The following is a 22,202-nucleotide window of genomic DNA, read 5'->3' on the forward strand; positions in this document are numbered from 1 at the left end:
GAAAAGGGCGTTCCGGCATGATTCCAAAAAGTTTCATTCAGGACCTGCTCAATCGTCTGGATATCGTCGATGTCATAGAGCGCTATGTGCCGCTTAAAAAAGCCGGTGGCAATTATGTCGCCTGCTGCCCGTTCCATAACGAAAAATCTCCCTCCTTTACGGTCAGTCAGTCCAAGCAGTTTTATCACTGTTTTGGCTGCGGCGTGCATGGCACGGCGGTGGGGTTCGTCATGGAGCATCTGGGCTTGGGGTTTGTCGAGGCCATCGAAGATCTGGCGCAAAGCGTCGGGATGCAAGTGCCGTATGAGCAGCAGGCGTCAGGCGAGTCCTTTAAAAAGGTGGCGCCCGATTTATACGAGGTAATGCAAGTCGCTACCCGTTACTACCGCGAGCAGCTCAAGTTATCCACGCGGGCGATCGATTATCTGAAAAATCGCGGCCTGAGCGGGGAGATTGCAGCAAGATTCGGCATTGGATTTGCGCCGGAGGGTTGGCAGAATCTGAGTGCTGCTTTTCCGGATTATCAGAGCGCTACGCTGGTTGAGACCGGACTTGTGATCACGGGGGATGGCGATAAGCGCTACGACCGGTTTCGCGACCGTGTCATGTTTCCGATTGTCAATGTGCGTTCGCAGGTGATCGGATTCGGCGGGCGTGTGTTGGATAAGGGTGAGCCTAAGTATCTGAATTCGCCCGAAACGCCTTTGTTTGAAAAAGGGCGCGAGCTGTACGGCTTGTATCAGGCGCAAAAAGCGATACGCGCTCACGGGCGCGTGCTGGTCGTCGAAGGGTATATGGATGTGGTGGCGCTGGCGCAGCACGGTGTCGATTATGCGGTCGCAACGCTGGGTACGGCGACGACGCCGTATCATATTCAGAAATTGTTGCGACTGGCGGATCAGATTGTATTTTGTTTTGACGGCGACAAGGCTGGGCGCAAGGCCGCTTGGCGTGCGCTGGAAAATGCGCTGCCCCATTTGCAGGATGGCAAGCTGCTGAGTTTTCTGTTTTTGCCGGCAGAGCATGATCCTGACAGTTTTATTCGTGAGTTCGGGCAGGCCGAGTTTGAGCAGCGCATTGCCGAGGCGATGCCACTGTCCGGTTATTTGCTCCGCGAGTTGACGTCGGAGTTGGATTTGCAGACGCAGGAGGGTCGTAATCAATTGCTGCATCGGGCCAAGCCGCTGCTGTCGGTGATTGTGTCTCCGGTCACGTCGTTGTTGCTTCGGAAGGAGGTGGCGGCGTTATCGGGTGTTAGTCAGGCTGAGCTGGAGGCGTTGTATGAAATCAAGCCGATAGCCCATGCGCCGCGCCCCTCCTTGAAAAAAGCTGCGCGCACCCCATTTCCGGTACAGCGTTTGATGTTGCAATGCCTGATCGCGCAACCCGGCTTGGGCGTGGATATGCCGGCCGATTGGCATGGTGAGGGGGCGGATGCCGAGGCGATTGTGGCGGTGCTGTCGGCGTTGCGCGAGGCGGATTATAAAATCAGCAGTCCGGCGCTGATGCAGATGTTTGAAGGGACCAGTTATGCCAGAGCGCTGGCTCAGGCGGAAGCGGAAATGCTGGCATGGGGGGATTCCTTCGATGTTGCCGCTGAGTTTGCGGGGTTGGTTGGCAAGCTGGAAGAGGGGCAGCGTCGCGATCAGTTTCAGGCGTTGCAAAGCAAATTGTCGCAAGGGGGTTTGTCCGGACTAAGTGTTGACGAGCGTGAGCAGTATTTGCGATTGCTGCAGCGCGGCAATTCCGGTGTGGTAAGCGAGCTAAAGAGTTGATGTTCGTGAAGGGTGTAAGTGTCCGTGCTTTTCGGGTATAATGGCGCGCTTTTCTGCGGTCCTAACGTAGGTCTCACGCAATTGGAAACAAGATTATGGTAACGGTTAAAAAGACCAAGAAAAAAACTGACAAGAAGGACGACGTGATTGCGTTGCCGCTTGCCGAGTTGCAGCAGGACATCGATGCGCGACGGACCAGTCTGAAGGCGCTGATCGTGCTGGGTAAAGAGCGCGGTTATCTCACCTACGCCGAAATCAACGACCATCTGCCCGATATGCTCGAGGTCGAACAGATCGAGAGCGTAGCGAGCATGATCAACGACATGGGTATCCGTGTCTGCGATGTGGCGCCCGATGCTGAAGCGCTGATCATGACGGATTCCGCCCCGACCGCTGCGGATGAAGACGCTGCTGAAGAAGCGGAAGCAGCCTTGTCCACGGTCGATTCAGAGTTTGGCCGCACCACAGATCCTGTGCGCATGTATATGCGCGAAATGGGTACGGTTGATCTGCTGACGCGCGAAAAAGAAATCGAAATCGCCAAGCGTATCGAAGAAGGTCAGCGCAACATGATCCAGGCGATTTCCGCCTGTCCTGTGACGATCGCGGAAATCCTGTCTTTGGCGGCCAAAATTGAAATTGATGAGATTCGCGTCAATGAACTGATCGATGGTTTTGTGGATATCGAACTGGAAGACGAATCCGGTTTGACTGCCAGCGATGATCAGGAACAGGATGACGCTGAAGAGGAAGAATCTTCGGAGGAGTCGAGTTCTGAGGATGGAGACGAAGAAGATGAAGAAGCGATGGCCGCCGCGAGTGCTGCTGCTGCTGCTGCCGATTTGGCGCAGCTAAAAGCCGATGCGCTGGCGCGTTTTGCCGTGATCGCTGATCTGTTCAGCAAAATGGGCAAGGCATACGAGAAGTATGGTTATCTGAGTGCGCAATACAATGTGCATCAGGCCGGCATTACCGAAGAGTTGATGGCGTTCCGTTTTACTGCCAAGCAGGTGGATGCATTGTGCAACACCATGCGCGGTCTGGTTGAAGAAATTCGCACCAACGAGCGCGGTATTCAGGATATCTGTGTGACGAAGAGCAAGATGCCGCGTCCGCATTTTATCAAGAGCTTTGTCGGGCATGAAGTCGATATGGACTGGCTCGCTCAAGAAATCAAGGCGGCTAAGCCTTACAGCGAATTGCTGGTGCGCTATCAGCATGCGATTGTTGAGAAGCAGCAAAATCTGATCAACATGCAAAAGCGCGTCGGATTGCCGATCACTGATTTGAAAGAAATCAACCGCCGCATGACCAATGGCGAGGCGCGTTCGCACCGTGCCAAGCGCGACATGATCGAGGCTAACTTGCGTCTGGTGATTTCGATCGCCAAGAAATATACCAATCGGGGCCTGCAATTCCTCGATCTGATTCAGGAAGGCAATATCGGTCTGATGAAGGCGGTGGACAAGTTCGAATATCGTCGCGGCTATAAGTTTTCGACCTATGCGACTTGGTGGATTCGTCAGGCGATCACGCGTTCGATCGCCGATCAGGCACGTACGATCCGGATTCCGGTGCACATGATCGAGACGATCAACAAGATGAACCGCATCTCGCGTCAGATTCTGCAGGAAACCGGGCAGGAAGCCGATGCTGCAACGCTTGCCGAAAAAATGGAAATGACGGAAGACAAGATCCATAAGATTTTGAAGATCGCCAAAGAACCCATTTCGATGGAAACGCCGGTGGGCGATGACGATGATTCGCATCTGGGCGATTTCATCGAGGACTCGAACACCACGGTGCCGATTGAAGCCGCGGTTTATGAGAGTTTGCGCAGCGCAACGTCGGATATACTCGACAGCCTGACTCAGCGTGAGGCTAAGGTATTGCGTATGCGTTTCGGTATAGAAATGAACACCGATCACACCTTGGAAGAAGTTGGCAAGCAGTTCGATGTGACGCGTGAACGTATTCGTCAGATCGAAGCCAAGGCGCTGCGCAAATTGCGTCACCCGTCGCGTTCCGAGAAGCTGAAGAGTTTCTTAGATAGCGAAGGATAATAGTTTACGGGTCGTTAGCTCAGTTGGTTAGAGCAGAGGACTCATAATCCTTTGGTCCACGGTTCAAGTCCGTGACGACCCACCAAATAAATGGCTCAGGCGTAAAATCCTGGGCCATTTTCATTGATCAGTTAGCCGCGCAGTGAGTGAGGAGGGTGTGCATGTCGTCTCTGAGTCGCAACGATTATCGAACGCTGGTGTTGTCCGCGCTGGGCGGGGCGCTGGAATTCTACGATTTCATCATCTTCGTCTTCTTCGCCGTGGTCATCGGTCAGTTGTTCTTCCCGCCCGATATGCCCGACTGGTTAAGGCAGTTGCAAACCTTTGGTATTTTCGCTGCGGGATATTTGGCGCGTCCATTGGGCGGCATCGTGATGGCGCATTTTGGCGATCTGCTGGGGCGCAAGCGCATGTTTATGCTGAGTATCCTGCTGATGTCGCTGCCGACCCTGGTCATCGGGCTGCTGCCGACCTATGCGGTGATCGGCATTTGGGCGCCCATCTTGTTGCTGACTTTACGCATCATGCAGGGGGCGGCGATCGGCGGCGAAGTGCCGGGTGCCTGGGTGTTTGTTTCGGAACACGTCTCCGAAAAACATGTTGGATTTGCCTGCGGGACGCTTACGGCAGGATTGACGGGCGGCATACTGCTGGGCTCTTTGGTTGCGACGGCGGTGCATCAAATGTATTCGCCGGCAGAGTTGCTCAGTGAGGGCTGGCGTGTTCCGTTCATCTTGGGCGGTTTGTTCGGCTTGTTGTCGGTATGGTTGCGCCAGTGGTTGCAGGAAACGCCGGTATTCAAAGAAATGCAGGCCCGCAAGTTATTGGCTGACGAGTTGCCCTTGAAAACGGTGGTTCGCGCGCATCGCGCCTCGGTGGTGCTGACGATGGCGATGACCTGGTTGCTATCGGCAGCGATCATCGTGATGATTTTAATGACGCCGATTCTGGTGCAAAAACTGTATGCCATTCCGGCAGCCGCAGCGTTGCAGGCCGGCAGTATCGCCACCTTGTTTTTGAGTTTCGGTTGTATCGTGTTTGGCGCATTGTCTGACCGTTTCGGCGCGGGACGTGTGCTGGCGGCCGGTTGCGTGATGTTGGGTTTTACCGCGATGCTGTTCTATAGCCAGATGGCTGTTGCGCCGCAATACATTAATCCGTTGTATGCGCTATGCGGATTTTTTGTCGGTGTCATCGGCGTGATTCCGGCCGCTGCGGTGCGCGCCTTTCCTCCTGTGGTCAGATTCTCGGGTTTGTCGTTTTCCTACAATGTGGCCTACGCGGTGTTCGGCGGGCTCACGCCGGTGCTTGTGAGTCTGTGCTTGCCGCTTGACCCCATGGCGCCTGCACATTACGTCCTGCTGTTGAGCGGGGCCGGAGTGCTGATCGGGCTGTATCTGATACGCTGCGAAAAAAAAGTGGAGTAACCGTCAGTTTCCTGTAAGTTGGCTGCGTGCGGCTAAGGGGCGTTTTATGAGACAATACGCGATCAATCAGGTGCTGTTGGCACTTAGAATTTATTAGGGCGGAAAGTTGGAAAACTTTAATCAATTGCTGGCGGCCGACATGGCCTCAGTCGATCAGGTCATACGCAATAAATTGCACTCGGAAGTGGTGCTGGTGAATCAGGTTGCCGAATATATCGTCAATAGCGGCGGTAAACGTCTGCGCCCTGCGCTGGTGGTGCTGTCTGCACACGCGTTTAATTACACTGGCGAGCATCATCACGAACTGGCGGCTGTCGTCGAATTTATTCACACAGCGACCCTGCTGCACGACGATGTGGTTGACGAATCGGGATTGCGGCGCGGTCGCGAAACGGCCAATGCGCTGTTTGGCAATGCCGCATCCGTGCTGGTTGGCGATTTTCTGTATTCGCGCGCGTTTCAGATGATGGTTGAAGTAGGCTCGATGCGCGTCATGCAGACGCTGGCCGATGCGACCAATGTGATCGCAGAAGGCGAGGTGTTGCAGTTGCTCAATTGCAATGACGCCGATGTGGATGCCGAGAATTATATGCGCGTGATCCACTACAAAACCGCGAAACTGTTCGAAGCGGCGATGCGTCTGGGTGCGATCCTTGCCAAAACCTCAAGCGAGGATGAAGCGGCTGCCGCCACCTACGGCATGCATCTGGGTACGGCGTTCCAGTTGATCGATGATGTGCTCGATTATTCAGCCGACGAAGCGGCCACTGGCAAGCATCTGGGCGATGACCTGGCTGAAGGCAAGCCGACCTTGCCGCTGATTTATGCGATGCAACACGGTACCGCTCAGCAGGCTGCCGTGGTGCGCAGTGCGATTGAAGAGGGTGACGTGGGGAAATTCGCCGACGTGCTTAAAATCATACACGATACCGGCGCGCTCGATTTTACGAGGCTGCAAGCGATGCGCGAGGTCGAATTAGCCTGCGCGGCCATTAAAGGTCTGCCGGCTTCGAAATACAAAACCTGCCTGATGGAGTTGGCGCACTTCGCTGCCACGCGCCAGCACTAATTCACCCGCATCCTTGCCGGAGCGGGTCGTTGCAACGGAGTACACATGAGTCGTCTGCTATTTCTGTTCGCTATTGTTGCAGTGATTTATCTGCTGTTTAAATCTGTCCGTAAAAATCTACCTTCGCAAGCACCTAAACCCGCTGAGGACATGGTGCGCTGTGCGTATTGCGGCGTTCATCTGCCGGCCGGTGAGAGCGTGAGTGCGGGGGACGCGCACTTTTGTTGTGCCGCTCACCGCGATGCCCAAGGCTAGTTGTGCTGCCGGTCACTAATGACGAGATTCCCGCCGATTTTTGGCGTTCACTTTATTATTTCAATCTCTACCGCTTAGCCTTAGTCGGCTTCATCCTGTTTATCGCGATCGCCTTCGAGGCTGAGCGCCTGTTCGGCACCAGCAAAGGGCACCTGTTTCTGCTGACGGGCTGGGTGTACGCGGTTGTCGTGACGCTGTCGTTTATCCCAATGCGGATGCGCTGGTTTAAATTTTCATGGCAACTGGCGTGGCAGGTCTGCAGCGATATCGTCGTACTGACAGTGTTATCTCATGCGAGCGGCGGGATACAGAGCAGTGTGGGTTTGCTGCTGATGGTATCGATGGCGGTGGCCGGTATTATCAGTCGCGGAAAAATAACCCTGTTCTTTGCATCGCTTGCCAGCATCGCCGCGTTGCTGGAACACGCCTTTGCCGTTCTTTACGATGATGCGCCGGTCACGCAATATGTTCAGGTGGGCTTGCTGTGTGTGTCCTATTTCGCGGTGGCGGGGTTGGCGCACAAGCTGGCCCAGTATGCGCTGGACAATCAGAAGCTGGCGCAGCGCCGGGGTCGTGATTTGATCGGGATGGCCGAGGCGAACCGTCTGGTGATGCGCGACATGCAAGACGGCGTGCTGGTGGTCGATGAGCATGACAGAATCGTGCAGATGAACCCGAGCGCGGCGCGTCTGCTCTACAACACGGAAGCGGCTGACAGCATGCTCTCCGAGAGTTTTCCGCTTTTATATCAGCAGTATGTGCAATGGAAGCACAATACCATGAATGCCCGTATCACCTTGCAGCTGGATGGCGGCTTGCAGGCCAGATTGCGCTTTGTCGGAGTAGAACGCGATGCGGCGCAGGGTGCGGTAATCTTTCTGGAAGATATGCAGCATGCTCAGGCCGAGGCTCAGCAGATTAAGCTTGCGGCATTGGGGCGACTGACGGCCAATCTGGCGCATGAAGTGCGTAATCCGTTGTCGGCCATCAGTTATGCGACCGAGTTGCTGCAGGAGGAATCGGGCGATACGCGGCAGGCGCGTCTGTTGCAGCTGATTCGGGACAATACGCAGCGCATCAACCGGATAGTCGAAGACGTGATGCAGTTGAACCGGCGCGATCGCGCACAGCCGGAAACATTTGATCTGGCGGTGTTGTTGCCTGTGTTTGTCGAAGAGTTTAATCAGGCCGAGCGCGTGGGGAAGGATGTGCTGCACTTGCAGGCGGAGGGAGGCAGTATGGTGACGTTCGACCGGGGGCATTTTCGGCAGGTGCTATGGAATTTGTGCCGCAATGCCTTGCATTACGGACATCAATTGCCGGGCAGTCTCGTGTTGACGACCGGATTGGATCGGGGGCGTGTGCTGCTCGATGTGCTGGATGACGGGCCGGGGGTCTCGGTAGCGCATCAATCCCGTCTGTTTGAACCTTTTTTTACCACTGCGGAGCAGGGGACGGGGCTGGGTTTGTACATTGCGCGTGAGTTGTGCGAGGCGAATGGCGCCTGGCTGGAATACCACGATAGGTTCTCGGAACCGGGCGCGTGCTTTCGAATTACCTTCGGCGAGAGAAGATTGGGGAAACGACCGGTGAATGAACATGGCTGATAAAACAAAACGCGAATTTCAGTCGGGCTCAGTCAAGGGGGCCGCACTGCAGCAATCGGTGCTTTTGGTCGATGACGAGCCTGATATTCTGGAATTGCTGGAAATGACCCTGCTTAAAATGGGGTTGGTGGTGGATAAGGCCGCTTGCGTGCAGGAAGCGCTCGCCAAGCTGGCCGCCAATCGATATGACTTGTGTTTGACGGACATGCGTATGCCCGATGGGGACGGTCTCGAAGTGGTCAAATACATCGCCGCTCACAGTCTCGATGTGCCGGTTGCGGTGATTACTGCGCATGGCAATATGGAAAATGCGATCACGGTACTCAAGGCCGGTGCCTTTGATTATCTCGCCAAGCCGCTGTCGCTCGAACAATTGCGCACGCTGGTGAAATCGGCCCTCAGCATGCCGCAGCCCAGTCCTTCCGCCGATAAGCTCTTGCTGGGTAACGCGCCGGCCATGCAGAAAGTGCGTGATTTGATCGAGCGCGTCGCGCGTAGTCAGGCGCCGGTATATATCAGCGGGGAGTCGGGGAGCGGCAAGGAACTCGCTGCGCGCCTGATCGTGCAGAGTGGTCCGCGCAGTGATCAGCCGGTGATCGCGGTCAACTGCGGCGCGATTCCCGAAAACTTGATGGAGAGTGAATTTTTCGGTTATAAAAAAGGCGCTTTTACCGGCGCTGATAAAGATCGTGACGGATTTTTTCAGGCGGCGAACGGCGGCACGTTATTTCTGGATGAGGTTGCGGATTTACCTTTGACGATGCAGGTCAAACTGCTGCGTGTGATACAGGAAAAGCGCGTCAGAAAAGTAGGTTCAACGACGGAAGAGCCGGTGGATGTGCGTCTGATCAGTGCGACGCACAAAGATCTGGCCGAGCGTGTCAAGTCGGGCCAGTTCCGTCAGGATTTATATTATCGTTTGAACGTGATTCCGATCCAGATGCCCAGCTTGCGCGAATTGCGTGAGGATATCGCTCAAATCGCTCAGCAGGTGCTCAACCGCCTGCGCGCAGGGGTGCCAACACGCTTCTCGGATGAGGCGTTGCGCGTGCTGCAGCAGTATGACTTTCCCGGGAATGTCCGTGAGCTGGAAAACATCATCGAGCGCGCCCTGGCGCTGTGTTCGGAGGGCGTGATCGCGGCTGAGGATCTGTGTCTGAGTCCGGTAGAGCAAGCTGAGGTGGGAGAGCGGACCGACAAGTATCCGCTGCCCGCCTATCTTGACCGGGTTGAAAAAGAGGCGCTGATGGAGGCGCTACAGCAGACGAATTTTAATCGAACCGCTGCCGCGAAACTGATCGGACTGACGTTTAGAACCATGCGCTATCGTATGGAGCGACTGGGCATCAAGAGCCCGGCGGGGGCGGATGATGCGGATTGACCAGGCCGGCTGGGCGGGTGGGTGCGAGCATCTGCACTCACCTAATTTCGACGACCGTGCAGCAGGTCCTATTGAGTTGCTGGTGATCCACAATATCAGTCTGCCGCCCGATGAATTCGGCGGTGAAGGCGTGCAGCAGCTCTTCACCAACACGCTGGACCGTCGCGCGCATCCTTATTACCAGACGATACCGGAAGGGCGTGTGTCATCGCATTTTTACATTCGCCGCGACGGGCATCTCATACAATTCGTTTCATGTCTGCAACGCGCATGGCATGCGGGCTTGTCTTCATGGCAGGGCAAGACGCGCTGCAATGATTTTGCAGTCGGCATAGAGCTCGAAGGCAGCGACAATGTGCCCTTTACCGATGCGCAGTATGCGGCGCTTCATGAGCTGACCCTTGCGCTGCGCATGGCCTTGCCGATACGCGGAATTGCCGGACACAGCCATATTGCGCCTGTTCGCAAAACCGATCCGGGGCCGTTTTTCGACTGGCAGCGTTATCTTGCGCCACTCGCTTTGAAGTAACTTCCTCAATACGCTCTGCAGATAGTTGATTCGCTGATATAAATCGGAATGCCGATTTTAATCGGATTGTTTTTGCTTGCAAAATTTTCTGGTAACACTACAATCAGCGTCAATCGCTAAAAAAAATACTATATATAGTGGTTTTCGAATTTACCAGATCAGTTAATACTAAGGGATGCTCATGACAAACGCTGCTAGCGCTCCAACCTCTTTGTCGTCCGCCGCGGGCGATAAAGAGGCAAACAGCTCGTTCGATTTATACAAGGTTGTCCGTCGCAACGGTTCGGTCGTCGTGTTTGAACCTGCGAAAATTTCAGTGGCACTGACCAAGGCCTTTATCGCCGTCAGCGGCGGGCCGGCTGCCGCGTCCGCACGCGTTCGCGAACTGGTCGACCAACTCACCCAAGGCGTAGTCATCGCGCTGATGAGACGTCAGCCGCACGGTGGCACGCTGCATATCGAAGATATTCAGGATCAGGTCGAACTGGGACTGATGCGCTCCGGCGAACACGATGTTGCGCGTGCTTACGTTTTGTATCGCGAAGAGCATTCCCGTTCGCGTGCGCAGACTCAGGTTCAGCAGCCAGCCCACGTCATCAACGTCACGGGCAAAGACGGCGTCGTGCAGCCGCTGGATTTAGCGCGTTTGTCGGTGCTGGTTCAATCGGCCTGCGAAGGTCTGGGTGAGGTGGTTGATGCGGAGTTGGTGCTGCAAGTCGCTTTGAAGGATATGTACGATGGCGTGCCGCTGCATGAAGTGCACAAATGCCTGATTTTGTCAGCGCGTTCGATGATCGAAAAAGAGCCGGCTTACAATTTCGTCACAGCGCGTCTGCTGTTGAACAATATCTGCAGTGAAGTGCTGGGCGAAGATGTGGCCCCTGCGGACATGGCGACACGCTATGCGGACTATTTCCCGAAATTCATCAAGCGCGGGATTGCCGCTGAATTGCTTGATGAAAAACTGGCCGGTTTCGACCTGCCGCGACTGGCAGCAGAGCTCGATGCCTCGCGCGATCTGCAGTTCGGTTATCTGGGGCTGCAAACGTTGTATGACCGTTATTTCCTGCACATCGGCGGTACGCGTATCGAAGCGCCTCAGGTGTTCTTTATGCGTGTGGCGATGGGGCTGGCGCTGAACGAGATCGACCGCGAAGCGCGTGCGATTGAGTTCTATCGTCTGCTGTCAGGTTTCGACTTCATGTGCTCGACGCCGACGCTGTTTAACTCCGGTTCGCGCCGCTCGCAGCTCTCTTCCTGCTATCTGTCGACCGTGGAAGACAATCTGGAAGGTATTTACGACGCCATCAAAGACAATGCGCTGCTGGCCAAGTTCGCCGGTGGTCTGGGCAACGACTGGACGCCCGTGCGCGCCCTCGGTGCGCATATCAAGGGTACTAACGGCGAGTCGCAAGGTGTGGTGCCGTTCCTCAAAGTTGTCAACGATACGGCGGTTGCGGTCAATCAGGGTGGCAAGCGCAAGGGCGCGGTATGCGCCTATCTGGAAACATGGCATCTGGACATCGAAGAGTTTCTCGATCTGCGCAAGAACACCGGCGACGACCGTCGTCGTACGCACGACATGAATACCTCGAACTGGATTCCCGACCTGTTCATGAAACGTGTAATGGAAGGCGGCAACTGGACGCTGTTCTCGCCGTCGGACGTGAAGGATCTGCATGATCTGTTCGGTATCGATTTCGAAATCGCCTACACCGCGTATGAAGAAAAAGCGGCTGCCGGACAAATCAAACTCTACAAGACGGTTCAGGCCGCGAGCCTGTGGCGCAAGATGTTGACCATGCTGTTTGAAACCGGCCATCCGTGGATCACTTTCAAGGATCCTTGCAACATCCGTTCGCCTCAGCAGCATGTGGGCGTGGTTCACAGCTCGAATCTGTGTACCGAAATCACGCTGAACACCAACGCGGATGAAATCGCCGTATGCAATCTGGGCTCAGTGAATCTGCCCGCCCATCTGTATCCTGAAGGACACGATCTGGCAGGTCAGATCGATCACGCCAAGCTGCGCCGCACCATCAACACCGCGATGCGCATGCTGGATAACGTGATCGACATCAACTACTACGCGGTCGCTAAAGCGCGCAATTCCAACCTGAAGCACCGTCCGGTCGGGATGGGGATCATGGGGTTCCAAGACTGTCTGCATCAGTTGCGTCTACCTTATTCCTCAATGGAAGCGGTTGAATTTGCTGACCGTTCGATGGAAGCGGTGTGCTATTACGCCTACTGGGCATCGACCGAATTGGCCGAAGAGCGCGGTCGTTACGCCTCCTATAAGGGCAGCTTGTGGGATTGCGGCATCCTGCCGCAGGACACCCTCGATCTGTTAAGAGAAGAGCGCGGCGGATACGTCGAAGTGGATACCTCGGTTAGCATGGACTGGGACGCGTTGCGCGCCCGCATCGGTCAATACGGCATGCGCAATTCGAATTGTGTGGCGATTGCGCCGACGGCGACGATTTCCAACATCATCGGCGTGTCGGCCTGTATCGAGCCTACCTATCAGAATCTTTTCGTTAAATCGAATCTGTCCGGTGAATTTACCGTGATCAACGACCATCTGGTCGCAGAGTTGAAACGACTGGGGCTCTGGGACGAAGTGATGATTTCCGATCTGAAATACTTCGACGGCAGTTTGGCCAAGATCGACCGCATCCCGGCCGAATTACGCAGCCTGTATGCCACGGCCTTCGAAGTGGAGCCTTCCTGGTTGATTGAAGCCGCATCGCGCCGTCAGAAATGGATCGATCAGGCACAATCCTTGAATATCTACATGGCGGGCGTGTCCGGTCGTAAGCTGGATGACACTTACAAACTGGCCTGGGTGCGCGGTTTGAAGACGACGTATTATCTGCGCACGCTGGGTGCGACCTCGGCTGAGAAATCAACCGGACGTGCCGGTGCACTGAATGCGGTGTCGGTCGGCGATGCGCCGGCGGAGACAACGCAATTTTGCTCGATTGATAACCCTGAGTGCGAGGCTTGCCAATAATGCTGACATTTGACGATGAAGTTATAACAACGAATCCCGCTGTGGATACACTGAGCTCGTCTGCTGCGACCGATGCCGCATCCGCTCGCATCCGCGTGGAAGACAAGCGCATCATCAACTGCAAGGCGGACGTCAACCAGCTCGTGCCGTTCAAATACAAATGGGCATGGGAAAAATACCTGGCCGCTTGTGCCAATCACTGGATGCCGCAAGAAGTGAACATGACGGCCGACATCGCGCTTTGGAAGAGTGATAAGCTGTCTGACGACGAGCGCCGCCTGATCAAGCGCAATCTGGGCTTTTTTACGACGGCCGACAGTCTGGCCGCGAACAATATCGTGCTGGGCTCGTACCGTCACATCACCAATCCTGAATGCCGCCAGTTCCTGCTGCGTCAGGCGTTCGAAGAGGCGATCCACACCCACGCCTACCAGTACATCGTGGAAAGTCTGGGACTGGATGAGGGCGAAATCTTCAATATGTATCACGAAGTACCGAGCATCCGTAACAAGGATGAATTCCTGCTGCCGTATATCGATGTGCTGACTAATCCTGAGTTTAAGACCGGCACGCCGGAAGCGGATCAGGCACTGTTGCGCAGCCTGATCGTGTTCGCCTGCATCATGGAAGGCCTGTTCTTCTATGTCGGTTTCGTGCAGATTCTGGCTTTAGGTCGCCAGAACAAGATGACCGGGGCTGCGGAGCAATATCAGTACATCCTGCGCGATGAATCCATGCATCTGAATTTCGGCGTGGATTTGATCAATCAGATCAAGATGGAAAATCCGCATTTATGGACGGCGGCCTTCCGTGAGGAAATTCGCGGCCTGATGCAAAAGGGCGTGGAGTTGGAATACGCCTATGCGGAAGACACCATGCCGCGCGGTATTTTGGGATTGAACGCCACCATGTTCAAGGAATACCTGCGCTTCATCGCCAACCGCCGCTGCCAGCAAATCGGCGTGGATATTCTGTATCAGGGGGCGACTAATCCGTTCCCGTGGATGTCGGAGATGATTGATTTGAAAAAGGAAAAGAACTTCTTCGAATCCCGCGTCACCGAATATCAGACCGGCGGCACACTGAGCTGGGATTAACCTGTCACCATAATGGACGCTCCTGAATCAGGGGCGTCCTTGCCATAAAAACTGTTACTTTAGGCTTTGCTCCATCGAGATTACTGGCAGCTACCACGGCTACGTGCCAAATACTGACATTCTAGTGTTGTGCTGAACATGCTGGATTGCTGGACGCATAAAGCAAGAATAATTATTTAAAATCAGATAGTAACTACTGAAAATGACCTTTAATACAGAATACTCCCCTGCATATGTTTGAATAATTCTGTCTACTTAAACGTTGGACCAAGGTGCTATTAGATGGGTAATCCAAAGCTTTTTATTTCCTACAGCTGGTCGAGCCAAGATCACGAGGCTTGGGTCATTCAGCTTGCAACTGATTTGCGAGAGTCCGGTATCGATGTGGTCCTCGACAAATGGGATCTAAAAGAAGGTCACGATGCCCACGCCTTCATGGAACGCATGGTTTCTGACCCGGAAATAAAAAAGGTCGCGCTCATCTGCGACAAAACTTACGTTGACAAAGCAGATGGCCGAAGTGGTGGCGTAGGAACCGAAACTCAGATCATTTCACCAGAAATCTATCGTAGCCAAGCACAAGACAAGTTCGTCGCAATAGTCAAAGAGCGAGACGATGAAGGAAAGGCATATCTTCCTGTCTATTATCGTTCTCGTATTTACATCGACTTCAGCGATCCAAGCTTGGAAGCTGAGAACTTTGAAAAGCTGATTCGTTGGGTGTACGAACAACCCCTTTATAAAAAACCAAGTCTTGGTCAGAAACCGGGGTTTCTTTCTGAGGAACAGCGAGCAGTCTCATTGGGTACTTCGTCGCGACAGAGGCGTGCGCTTGATGCAATCAAGAGCGGACGTGACAATGCCGAGGCCGTAATGATTGATTACCTGACAACGCTTGCAGATGAGTTAGAAAAATTCCGTATCGACGCATCAATTGAGCCATTTGACGATGAGGTAATTCGAAATATTGAGGCATTCTTGCCCTATAGAAACGAGGCAATTGAGTTGTTTCTGAGTCTTGCCCTCTATCGTGATTCACTTGAAACTCGGACAGCGATTCACCGATTCTTTGAACGCATCATTCCATACCTTGAGCGACCACAGAACATTAGCAGCCATAGAGAATGGGATTTTGACAACTTTAAATTCATCGTTCACGAACTATTTCTATACGCCTTGGCAACGTTAATTCGCTATGAACGATTTGAATCCGCTGCCTTTCTCATGGCAAACGAATACTACGTCTCCGGGCGTTCGGAATACGGCAAGGATGCGATGGTACCGTTCGAGGTTTTTCACCAATACATAAAGTCTCTTGAACATAGAAACAAGAGACTTGAGCTACGTCGGCTATCTCTTCGCGCCGACCTACTCGAACAGCGTTCTAAAGGCTCTGGAATCGAGTTCAGGTACCTAATGCAGGCCGACTTTATTCTGTTCATGCGAGATAACATTGACAGGCCAAACGACCAGTGGCATTGGTGGCCAGAAACACTTCTCTATATCGTAAGGCACTCTGGACCACTCGAAGTATTCGCGCGCTCCAGATCAACAAGCTATTTCGAAAGAGCAAAGATTCTCTTGGGTGTGGAGTCCAAGGCAGCGCTTGCACCACTATTGGAAGCATTTGGTGCAGAAAGGCAACGCTTACCGAGATGGGAGTTCACAACCCTCAGTCCTTCGGGACTCCTTGGTTTTAACGAGATCGCCACTAAACCATGAACGATGCGTGGTCTAACTTTACATTCAACCCGGGCTCCGCAAAAGCGCGGAGCCGGTTAATTCCACGTTGGATATCATGAACGCCTATATTCGCAAGAACGTGCTTGGTCCTGTGCCAAAGTTGCCAATCAGTGACGTGCAGTTTGACGCTGCATCCCAAGCTCGCGTCGTTCTTGCCGCAGCGTTCGCACTTGAGGAGTCCTATGACCTCTTAATCGGCAACTATGTAGAAGTTGAACAGGAATTGCTCACAGCTACAGCCTCTAATGCAGTTCGGGATTTGAATGAGTACCATGACTTCTTTGAGCTGCGATCAACGATTAATCGGCGTGTTGTAAACTTGCTGACGGCAACTCGTCTTTACCTCGACCAAGCTCCACAACGTCTATCAGATTGTGCCACTGAGCCGAATAAGGCTCGTTCCGAATTCAAGCAGCGAACGCACAATCATTACGACGCCACTTTCGGGTATCGATTCCTTGAGGCGTTACGAAATCATGTCCAGCATTGTGGCCTAGCGGTTCACAGTTTGAGACTTGAAAAAAAGTGGATTGGGGAAGGAGAAAGCCGTGAGCTTGAGCTCTCAATTCGACCGTTTGCTGAACGTCACTACTTGGGCGCGAATACTGGATTCAAGGCGACGATCCTTGATGAGATGCCAGAAAAGGTGGTTCTGACGCTTGTCATCCGTGAGTATCTGCAGTGCATTGGTGATCTTCACAAACTTGTTCGTAGCCATGTTGCCGAACGAGTAAAAGTTGCAAGGCAAACAATTCAAGATCATCTATCAAACTATGCCAAAGCAAGCGATGGCTCAACTGTCGGGCTCACGGCCTTCAGAACTGGCCCGCAAGGGCAACAAGAATCTGTGCCGCTACTGCTCGATTGGGACGATGTGCGAGTGAAACTTGTCTCTCGAAACTCTGGCTTAGTGGCGCTTGAGCGTCACGTCGTTACAGGGCGCGCAAAGTGAAGCTTAGCGAAGATGTAGAACCCTGCGCTCAACAGAACCTGCGCGACAATCCAGTGTTTTGATATATAACGAATTCTGGTTTGCCACGTCCCGCCACTCGCTGTTCGCGGCTAAAGGCCGCTCTTCGCAAGACGATTTAATCAGCACCTCCCTTATTTCCATTCGGGAAATTAATAACCAGCGACTAGCAGGCATGACAGATTGATCGAATTGCTGGATAACATTGATATTGCACAACAACCAGATTGTTGTTATCGTGCCGAAACTACGTTACTGATAGTTTTTTATGAGCCACGAAAATATCGAACGCTATTTGGAGGAAACGCTGGGACTGACTGTAGCGATCAAGCCTTGGGCAGAAAAATCAGTTTTACCTTATTTCCTGCACGATGCTTATGATTTTGCCTGCATTGAATTGCTGGGCGCTCGCTATGTGTTGATGTTGGCGCGCGATCAGGCCGCGAACGCGGCAAAGGTGCGCAAAGATGCAGATACACTGGGAAAAGCAAGTGGAGAGGTGGCTATTTATGTGGCTCCTGTCTTGAGTTCATACGAGCGCAAGCGTCTAGTTGGTCAGCATATCCCCTTTATCGTCCCGGGCAATCAACTTTACTTACCCGATTTGGGCATCGATCTTCGCGAGTATTTTCGCCAGCGCCGCGCAGTCCCGGACAAGGGATTAAGCCCCGCAACGCAAGCTTTGCTGATCAGCGCGTTACTAAATCCGTGGAAAGCCGAGGTGCATCCGGCGGAATTGGCTAACGGACTGGGTTACACCAGCATGACCCTATCGCGTGCGATGAAGGAATTAGAAAACTCCGGACTTGCTTCGGTGGTGCGTGTGGGGCGCGAACGCCGGTTGCGGTTTGAGGAAAATGCTCATGCGGTTTGGACCAAGGCATTGCCGTTGTTGCGCGATCCGGTGAAACAAACCGTCTGGGCGATGCCGAACTCCACCGTGCAACAACAAGCACGTGTAGCTGGTGAAAGCGCGCTGGCTGATACCACCTTGCTTGCTGAACCCGCATATCCGGTTTATGCCATTAGCCGCGAACAATGGAAGCTCGCACAGAAATTGGGCTTGCTCGTTTTACCATCCCCAGAACCTGGTGCTTGCCTTTGGCAGATTTGGTGCTACGACCCGAACATCAACCCCATAGCCGGATCGGTTGATCCTTTCTCACTGATATTAAGCTTGCGCAACGAGCGTGATGAACGAGTGCAGCAAGCACTGCATGAATTTGAAAAGGGGTTGATATGATCAAAGGATTGGATTTATTTCGCCATCATTTCGATGATTACACGGATCGGTATGTGTTGATCGGTGGAGTGGCTGCCAGCCTTGTGATGGAGGAAGCGGGGCTGGATTTCAGAGCGACCAAGGATATTGATCTGGTGTTGATAGTTGAAGCGATGGATGCCGAGTTCGGTCAACACTTCTGGCAGTTTATCCAAGATGGCGGCTATGAAATTCGCGAGCGTAGCGGGGGTAAACCGCAGTTTTATCGTTTTCAAAAACCAACGAATCCAGGTTTTCCGGTGATGCTGGAGTTGTTTTCCCGAATTCCTGACGGACTGCTCTTGTCTGTCGATGCACATCTGACGCCCATTCCCATTGATGAAGCCGTATCGAGCCTGTCGGCAATTTTGCTGGATAACGATTATTACCAATTCATCCTGGCTGGCGTACACGTGTCGGACGGTATTGCCTGGGTAAGAGAGGATCGCCTGATTCCATTAAAGGCGAATGCCTGGCTCGACATGAGTAAAAGGGTTGCACAAGGGGAGACCATCGATTCCCAGAAAGTTCGTAAACACCTGCATGATGTCTTGCGCCTTTCCCAAGTGCTTGCACCAGGCACGCGGATTGATTTACCGGCCCGGGTTGCAGAAGACTTAAATCAATTTCTCGGACTGATCGTTCAAGAAAACGTGGATATGAAAACGTTAGGTTTAGGAAAAACGAATCTGGCCGTGATTATTGACCGTATTAGTGTCGCGTATGGACTCACACAATGAAAGGTGGCAATTTCCTAGGTCGGGATTTTCACCGACATAATGACTGTCTTATGCCACGGCCTGCTCGACCAGCACATCCGCCAGCTTCTGCTGCAATCGGCTGGCATCCGTGATGCGGGATTTCAACTGATCGCACAGCGCCATCAGCTCATCCACTTTCGCAACGATTCGGTGCTGCTCGGCAAGAGGAGCGAAAGGAATATCGAATGTATTTATCTTCCGTAATACAAGGTTTTTATTGCCTACTCCCTCAGTGCCATCTTCTGACTGTTGCCGAACAAACGGGGAGTTGATGACAAGTGACAAATAGTCACGATCAATGAGAATTTTTGGAAGCTTTATCAAAGCCACGCTTACGAAAATACTGAATGGCCTCGGGTCGTCTATAACCACAGCAATGCCTGTTGTTCCAATCTTGGTGAGCAGGATGTCATCAAATTCCGGATTGCATCGCTTTGTCAGATCAGCATGAGCAACCGGTGAAATAAAGCGTGTATCGGTAAAATCAAGGCATCCTGAACTCAAATTTTTCACTGACAGAAATGGCACGCCGTCAGAAATATATTCAGGTGTGTGGTGAGCGCCATCGGTAATTTGCGTAGCGATATCACTTAGTCGCACCCATTCCCATCTCAGTGGCAATTCAAACGGTTTTTCAACGTCCGTAATAGGCGTCAGTGGCTTGTCTTTCTTGATCTTCCCTTCAGAAATCAGTTTGGCTTTTTCAGCCTGTATGCGTTTAAGCAGTTCGCTGGCAGGTTCGTCGTTCGCATTTTGCGGGACGAGCTTGCCCATCACCGCCAGTTGCAGCAGGGTTTGCTTGAGCGCATCGATGCTGGCATCTGTCGCGAACAGCGTATCGAAATGTGCAGCGATGCGCTGCCAGTTAGCGCTGAAGTCTTCTGCGTTTTGTGACTGAGTGAGCGTGCCGAGCAGGTGGCTCACCAGTTTTTCGTGCGCTTCGGCGGCGTTGCTGTGCTGATTTTCCAGCTGGTCACACAGCGCCATCAATTCATCGACTTTCGCGACAATGCGGTGCTGTTCTTCAATTGGAGGTAATGGAATCAACCCAGAAAAGAACTGGCCATCATTGATTGCGGGGTAAGCTATACCCATTTGCACCGACTCTACATAACGAACGAATACAGGGCTACGGAAAAAACTAAGGAAATACCTTGGCGGCATTAAGCAAAAAGGATGGACGATTGCAAAGGCCGTGCTTGCAATGGGTTCGGGCGAAAATTCTTCCTCTATGACGGCTATATTCAAAAGATAAGGCCGTACAGTTGAATATATAACAGTACCTTTCTTTACTATTTTCCTTGCCCGTGAAGGCGCATCTTCAGGCGCAACCAATCCAGGAGACGAAACAACACCTCGCGTACTATCGATTGCTGAAACTTCAATATAGGTAAAATTGGAATCAGGTTCTTTCTGCCCCCAATCATGTCCAACTTGCCCAACCCGCACCCATTCCCACCCCTTCGGCAGTTCAAACGGTTTTTCATCCTCAGTTATCGCCGCCAGCGGTTTATCTTTCTTAATCTTACCTTCGGCAATCAGCTTCGCCTTTTTCGCCTGTATGCCTTTGAGCAGCTCGCAGGCGGGTTCGTCGTTAGCATCCTGTGGCACCAACTTGCCGCGCACCGCCAGCTCCAGAATCAGCTCGCGCAGTTTCTTGATGCCGTACACGCTGCCCGCATTACCGGACGCACGACCACGCCCCGATCTCTTCTCAGTTTCCGCTGCCGTCCAGATATCGATATGGTCGGTCAACAGTTGCTGAATGGCACTCATGCCTGCACCTCGCGATTCAGCGCCTCTCCCAGTATCGTCTTCAACTGGTTACGCAAGGCGGCAATTTCAGACTGCATGGCAGCATATTGCGCCAGCAGCACATCAGGATCGTGAATTTCCTGCTCGCCGACATGCGGGTTCTTGCAATCGAGGTTGTAGTTGCGCGCCTTGATGTCATCCAGACTGACTTTCCATGCCTGCTCATTTTCGACGCGATGGGAAAATCCATCAGATTCCACGCCCCACCATGCCGCCTCAACATCAAACTCCTCGATCTTCATCGGCTTGGTTTTGTTGTAGCTCTTCACACCTGCCGGATACGGATGCTCATAGAACCAGATGTGCTGCGTCGGCGCACCCTTGCTGAAGAACAGCAGATTGGTCTTGATACCGGTGTAGGGGGCGAACACGCCATTGGGCAGACGCACAATGGTGTGCAAATTGCACTCTTCCAGCAACTTTTCCTTAATGCGGGTCTTGATGCCTTCGCCGAACAGAAAACCATCCGGCAGAACGAGGGCTGCACGACCACCGGCTTTGAGCAACTGCATGATCAGTACCAGAAACAGGTCGGCAGTTTCACGGGTACGAAAGGCTGCCGGGAAGTTGGTTTCGATGCCGTCCTCTTCCATGCCACCGAACGGCGGATTGGTGACGACCACATCGACACGCTCTTTCGGCGTCCAGCTGATCAGCGGGCGTGCCAGTGTGTTGTCGTGGCGGATATTGCTCGGCACATCGATGCCGTGCAGGATCATGTTGGTGGTACACAGCAAATGCGGCATCGGCTTCTTCTCGATACCGAAGATGCTGGCCTGCAATGCAGCTTCATCGTCCACCGTTTTCACATCCTGACGGCGGATATGCTCAATCGAGCAGGACAGAAAACCGCCAGTGCCGCAGGCAGGATCCATCACCTTTTCACCGAGGCGAGGGTTGGTCATGCGCACCATGAATTCGGTGACGGCGCGCGGGGTGTAGAACTCACCCGCATTGCCCGCCGCCTGCAAGTCGCGCAGCAACTGCTCGTACATATCGCCGAACAGATGACGTTCCTGCGCCTTGTTGAAATCGACGCCTTCCTGAATCTTGTTGACCACCTGACGGATCAGCTGACCGGACTTCATGTAGTTATAAGCGCCCTCGAACACCGAACGAATCACATAGGCACGCTGATCGCCGCCACGGGCTTCCAGTTGCTGCAAGGCAGGAAACATCTCGTTATCCAGAAACTGTTTCAGCGCCTCACCGGTCATGCCCTCAGGGTTGGCCGCCCAGTTGCGCCAGCGATAGGCTTCCGGCAACGGGGACAGGTAATTGTCCTGCAACAGCTCCCACTCGCTTTCACGGTCATCAAAGATTTTTAAAAACAGCATCCAAACCAGCTGGCTTAAACGTTGCGCGTCGCCATCAACACCGACGTCTTTGCGCATGATGTCTTGAATGGATTTGATGGTGGAGGAAATAGACAT

The 22,202-nt window shown here is 53.3% G+C and carries 16 protein-coding genes and 1 tRNA gene; 15 read left to right on the top strand and 2 right to left on the bottom strand.

The genetic code is table 11. The features are described from left to right. Positions 1-17 precede the first annotated feature (17 nt). The 15 genes from dnaG (at position 18) to GALF_RS01925 (ending at position 18,933) form a co-directional block, all read left to right on the top strand. Positions 18-1,775: a DNA primase gene (dnaG, locus tag GALF_RS01855; RefSeq protein WP_013292351.1), complete on the top strand. Its 1,758-nt coding sequence runs from the start codon at positions 18-20 to the stop codon at positions 1,773-1,775. A 95-nt stretch (positions 1,776-1,870) separates the two neighbouring features. Further along, a complete protein-coding gene (gene rpoD / locus GALF_RS01860; RefSeq protein WP_013292352.1) occupies positions 1,871-3,838 on the top strand; it encodes an RNA polymerase sigma factor RpoD in 1,968 nt (655 codons plus the stop codon). A gap of 8 nt (positions 3,839-3,846) precedes the next feature. Further along, positions 3,847-3,923, top strand: a tRNA-Ile gene (locus GALF_RS01865). A 76-nt stretch (positions 3,924-3,999) separates the two neighbouring features. Continuing rightward, positions 4,000-5,265, top strand: a complete 1,266-nt coding sequence (locus tag GALF_RS01870) for an MFS transporter (RefSeq protein ID WP_013292353.1) — start codon at positions 4,000-4,002, stop codon at positions 5,263-5,265. Between the two features lie 106 nt (positions 5,266-5,371). Further along, positions 5,372-6,334, top strand: a complete 963-nt coding sequence (ispB, locus tag GALF_RS01875) for an octaprenyl diphosphate synthase (RefSeq protein WP_013292354.1) — start codon at positions 5,372-5,374, stop codon at positions 6,332-6,334. A 45-nt stretch (positions 6,335-6,379) separates the two neighbouring features. After that, positions 6,380-6,589, top strand: coding sequence for a PP0621 family protein (locus GALF_RS01880; protein WP_013292355.1), 210 nt, complete (start codon positions 6,380-6,382; stop codon positions 6,587-6,589). Positions 6,590-6,591: 2 nt separating this feature from the next. After that, on the top strand, positions 6,592-8,196 hold the full coding sequence (locus tag GALF_RS01885; RefSeq protein ID WP_013292356.1) for a sensor histidine kinase: 1,605 nt from the start codon (positions 6,592-6,594) through the stop codon (positions 8,194-8,196). Continuing rightward, positions 8,183-9,577, top strand: a complete 1,395-nt coding sequence (locus GALF_RS01890) for a sigma-54-dependent transcriptional regulator (protein ID WP_013292357.1) — start codon at positions 8,183-8,185, stop codon at positions 9,575-9,577. Before GALF_RS01885 ends, GALF_RS01890 begins: the two co-directional genes overlap by 14 nt. Then, positions 9,567-10,106 (top strand): 1,6-anhydro-N-acetylmuramyl-L-alanine amidase AmpD, encoded by a 540-nt coding sequence (gene ampD / locus GALF_RS01895; RefSeq protein ID WP_041938185.1) that lies wholly within the window; start codon positions 9,567-9,569, stop codon positions 10,104-10,106. The genes GALF_RS01890 and ampD overlap by 11 nt, the downstream gene beginning before the upstream one ends. A gap of 181 nt (positions 10,107-10,287) precedes the next feature. Beyond that, positions 10,288-13,122 (top strand): ribonucleoside-diphosphate reductase subunit alpha, encoded by a 2,835-nt coding sequence (locus GALF_RS01900; protein ID WP_013292359.1) that lies wholly within the window; start codon positions 10,288-10,290, stop codon positions 13,120-13,122. Continuing rightward, positions 13,122-14,219: a ribonucleotide-diphosphate reductase subunit beta gene (locus GALF_RS01905; RefSeq protein ID WP_013292360.1), complete on the top strand. Its 1,098-nt coding sequence runs from the start codon at positions 13,122-13,124 to the stop codon at positions 14,217-14,219. The genes GALF_RS01900 and GALF_RS01905 overlap by 1 nt, the downstream gene beginning before the upstream one ends. Before the next feature lie 282 nt (positions 14,220-14,501). Then, positions 14,502-15,941: an SEFIR domain-containing protein gene (locus tag GALF_RS01910; protein ID WP_013292361.1), complete on the top strand. Its 1,440-nt coding sequence runs from the start codon at positions 14,502-14,504 to the stop codon at positions 15,939-15,941. A gap of 76 nt (positions 15,942-16,017) precedes the next feature. Beyond that, positions 16,018-16,914 (top strand): hypothetical protein, encoded by an 897-nt coding sequence (locus GALF_RS01915; protein ID WP_013292362.1) that lies wholly within the window; start codon positions 16,018-16,020, stop codon positions 16,912-16,914. A gap of 286 nt (positions 16,915-17,200) precedes the next feature. Then, positions 17,201-18,175 (top strand): winged helix-turn-helix domain-containing protein, encoded by a 975-nt coding sequence (locus tag GALF_RS01920; RefSeq protein WP_013292363.1) that lies wholly within the window; start codon positions 17,201-17,203, stop codon positions 18,173-18,175. Further along, positions 18,172-18,933, top strand: a complete 762-nt coding sequence (locus GALF_RS01925) for a nucleotidyl transferase AbiEii/AbiGii toxin family protein (RefSeq protein WP_013292364.1) — start codon at positions 18,172-18,174, stop codon at positions 18,931-18,933. The genes GALF_RS01920 and GALF_RS01925 overlap by 4 nt, the downstream gene beginning before the upstream one ends. Before the next feature lie 48 nt (positions 18,934-18,981). Here GALF_RS01925 and GALF_RS01930 read toward each other — a convergent pair whose 3' ends face one another. Together GALF_RS01930 and GALF_RS01935 are read right to left on the bottom strand one after the other, a co-directional pair. Continuing rightward, positions 18,982-20,625 carry a restriction endonuclease subunit S gene (locus GALF_RS01930; RefSeq protein WP_223293719.1) on the bottom strand — a complete coding sequence of 548 codons (1,644 nt, stop codon included), beginning with the start codon at positions 20,623-20,625 and terminating at the stop codon, positions 18,982-18,984. Between the two features lie 101 nt (positions 20,626-20,726). Beyond that, positions 20,727-22,202, bottom strand: coding sequence for a type I restriction-modification system subunit M (locus GALF_RS01935; protein WP_013292366.1), 1,476 nt, complete (start codon positions 22,200-22,202; stop codon positions 20,727-20,729).

Source organism: Gallionella capsiferriformans ES-2, from assembly GCF_000145255.1.
Taxonomy (GTDB): domain Bacteria; phylum Pseudomonadota; class Gammaproteobacteria; order Burkholderiales; family Gallionellaceae; genus Gallionella; species Gallionella capsiferriformans.

Bases quoted from the DNA above. Each gene is read 5' to 3' on its own strand.
- GALF_RS01880 (WP_013292355.1), top strand. From the start codon at position 6,380: ATGAGTCGTCTGCTATTTCTGTTCGCTATTGTTGCAGTGATTTATCTG.
- GALF_RS01905 (WP_013292360.1), top strand. From the start codon at position 13,122: ATGCTGACATTTGACGATGAAGTTATAACAACGAATCCCGCTGTGGAT.
- GALF_RS01925 (WP_013292364.1), top strand. From the start codon at position 18,172: ATGATCAAAGGATTGGATTTATTTCGCCATCATTTCGATGATTACACG.
- GALF_RS01920 (WP_013292363.1), top strand. From the start codon at position 17,201: ATGAGCCACGAAAATATCGAACGCTATTTGGAGGAAACGCTGGGACTG.
- GALF_RS01870 (WP_013292353.1), top strand. From the start codon at position 4,000: ATGTCGTCTCTGAGTCGCAACGATTATCGAACGCTGGTGTTGTCCGCG.
- GALF_RS01890 (WP_013292357.1), top strand. From the start codon at position 8,183: ATGAACATGGCTGATAAAACAAAACGCGAATTTCAGTCGGGCTCAGTC.
- rpoD (WP_013292352.1), top strand. From the start codon at position 1,871: ATGGTAACGGTTAAAAAGACCAAGAAAAAAACTGACAAGAAGGACGAC.
- GALF_RS01935 (WP_013292366.1), bottom strand. From the start codon at position 22,202: ATGTCTATTTCCTCCACCATCAAATCCATTCAAGACATCATGCGCAAA.
- GALF_RS01915 (WP_013292362.1), top strand. From the start codon at position 16,018: ATGAACGCCTATATTCGCAAGAACGTGCTTGGTCCTGTGCCAAAGTTG.
- dnaG (WP_013292351.1), top strand. From the start codon at position 18: ATGATTCCAAAAAGTTTCATTCAGGACCTGCTCAATCGTCTGGATATC.
- ampD (WP_041938185.1), top strand. From the start codon at position 9,567: ATGCGGATTGACCAGGCCGGCTGGGCGGGTGGGTGCGAGCATCTGCAC.
- GALF_RS01900 (WP_013292359.1), top strand. From the start codon at position 10,288: ATGACAAACGCTGCTAGCGCTCCAACCTCTTTGTCGTCCGCCGCGGGC.
- GALF_RS01910 (WP_013292361.1), top strand. From the start codon at position 14,502: ATGGGTAATCCAAAGCTTTTTATTTCCTACAGCTGGTCGAGCCAAGAT.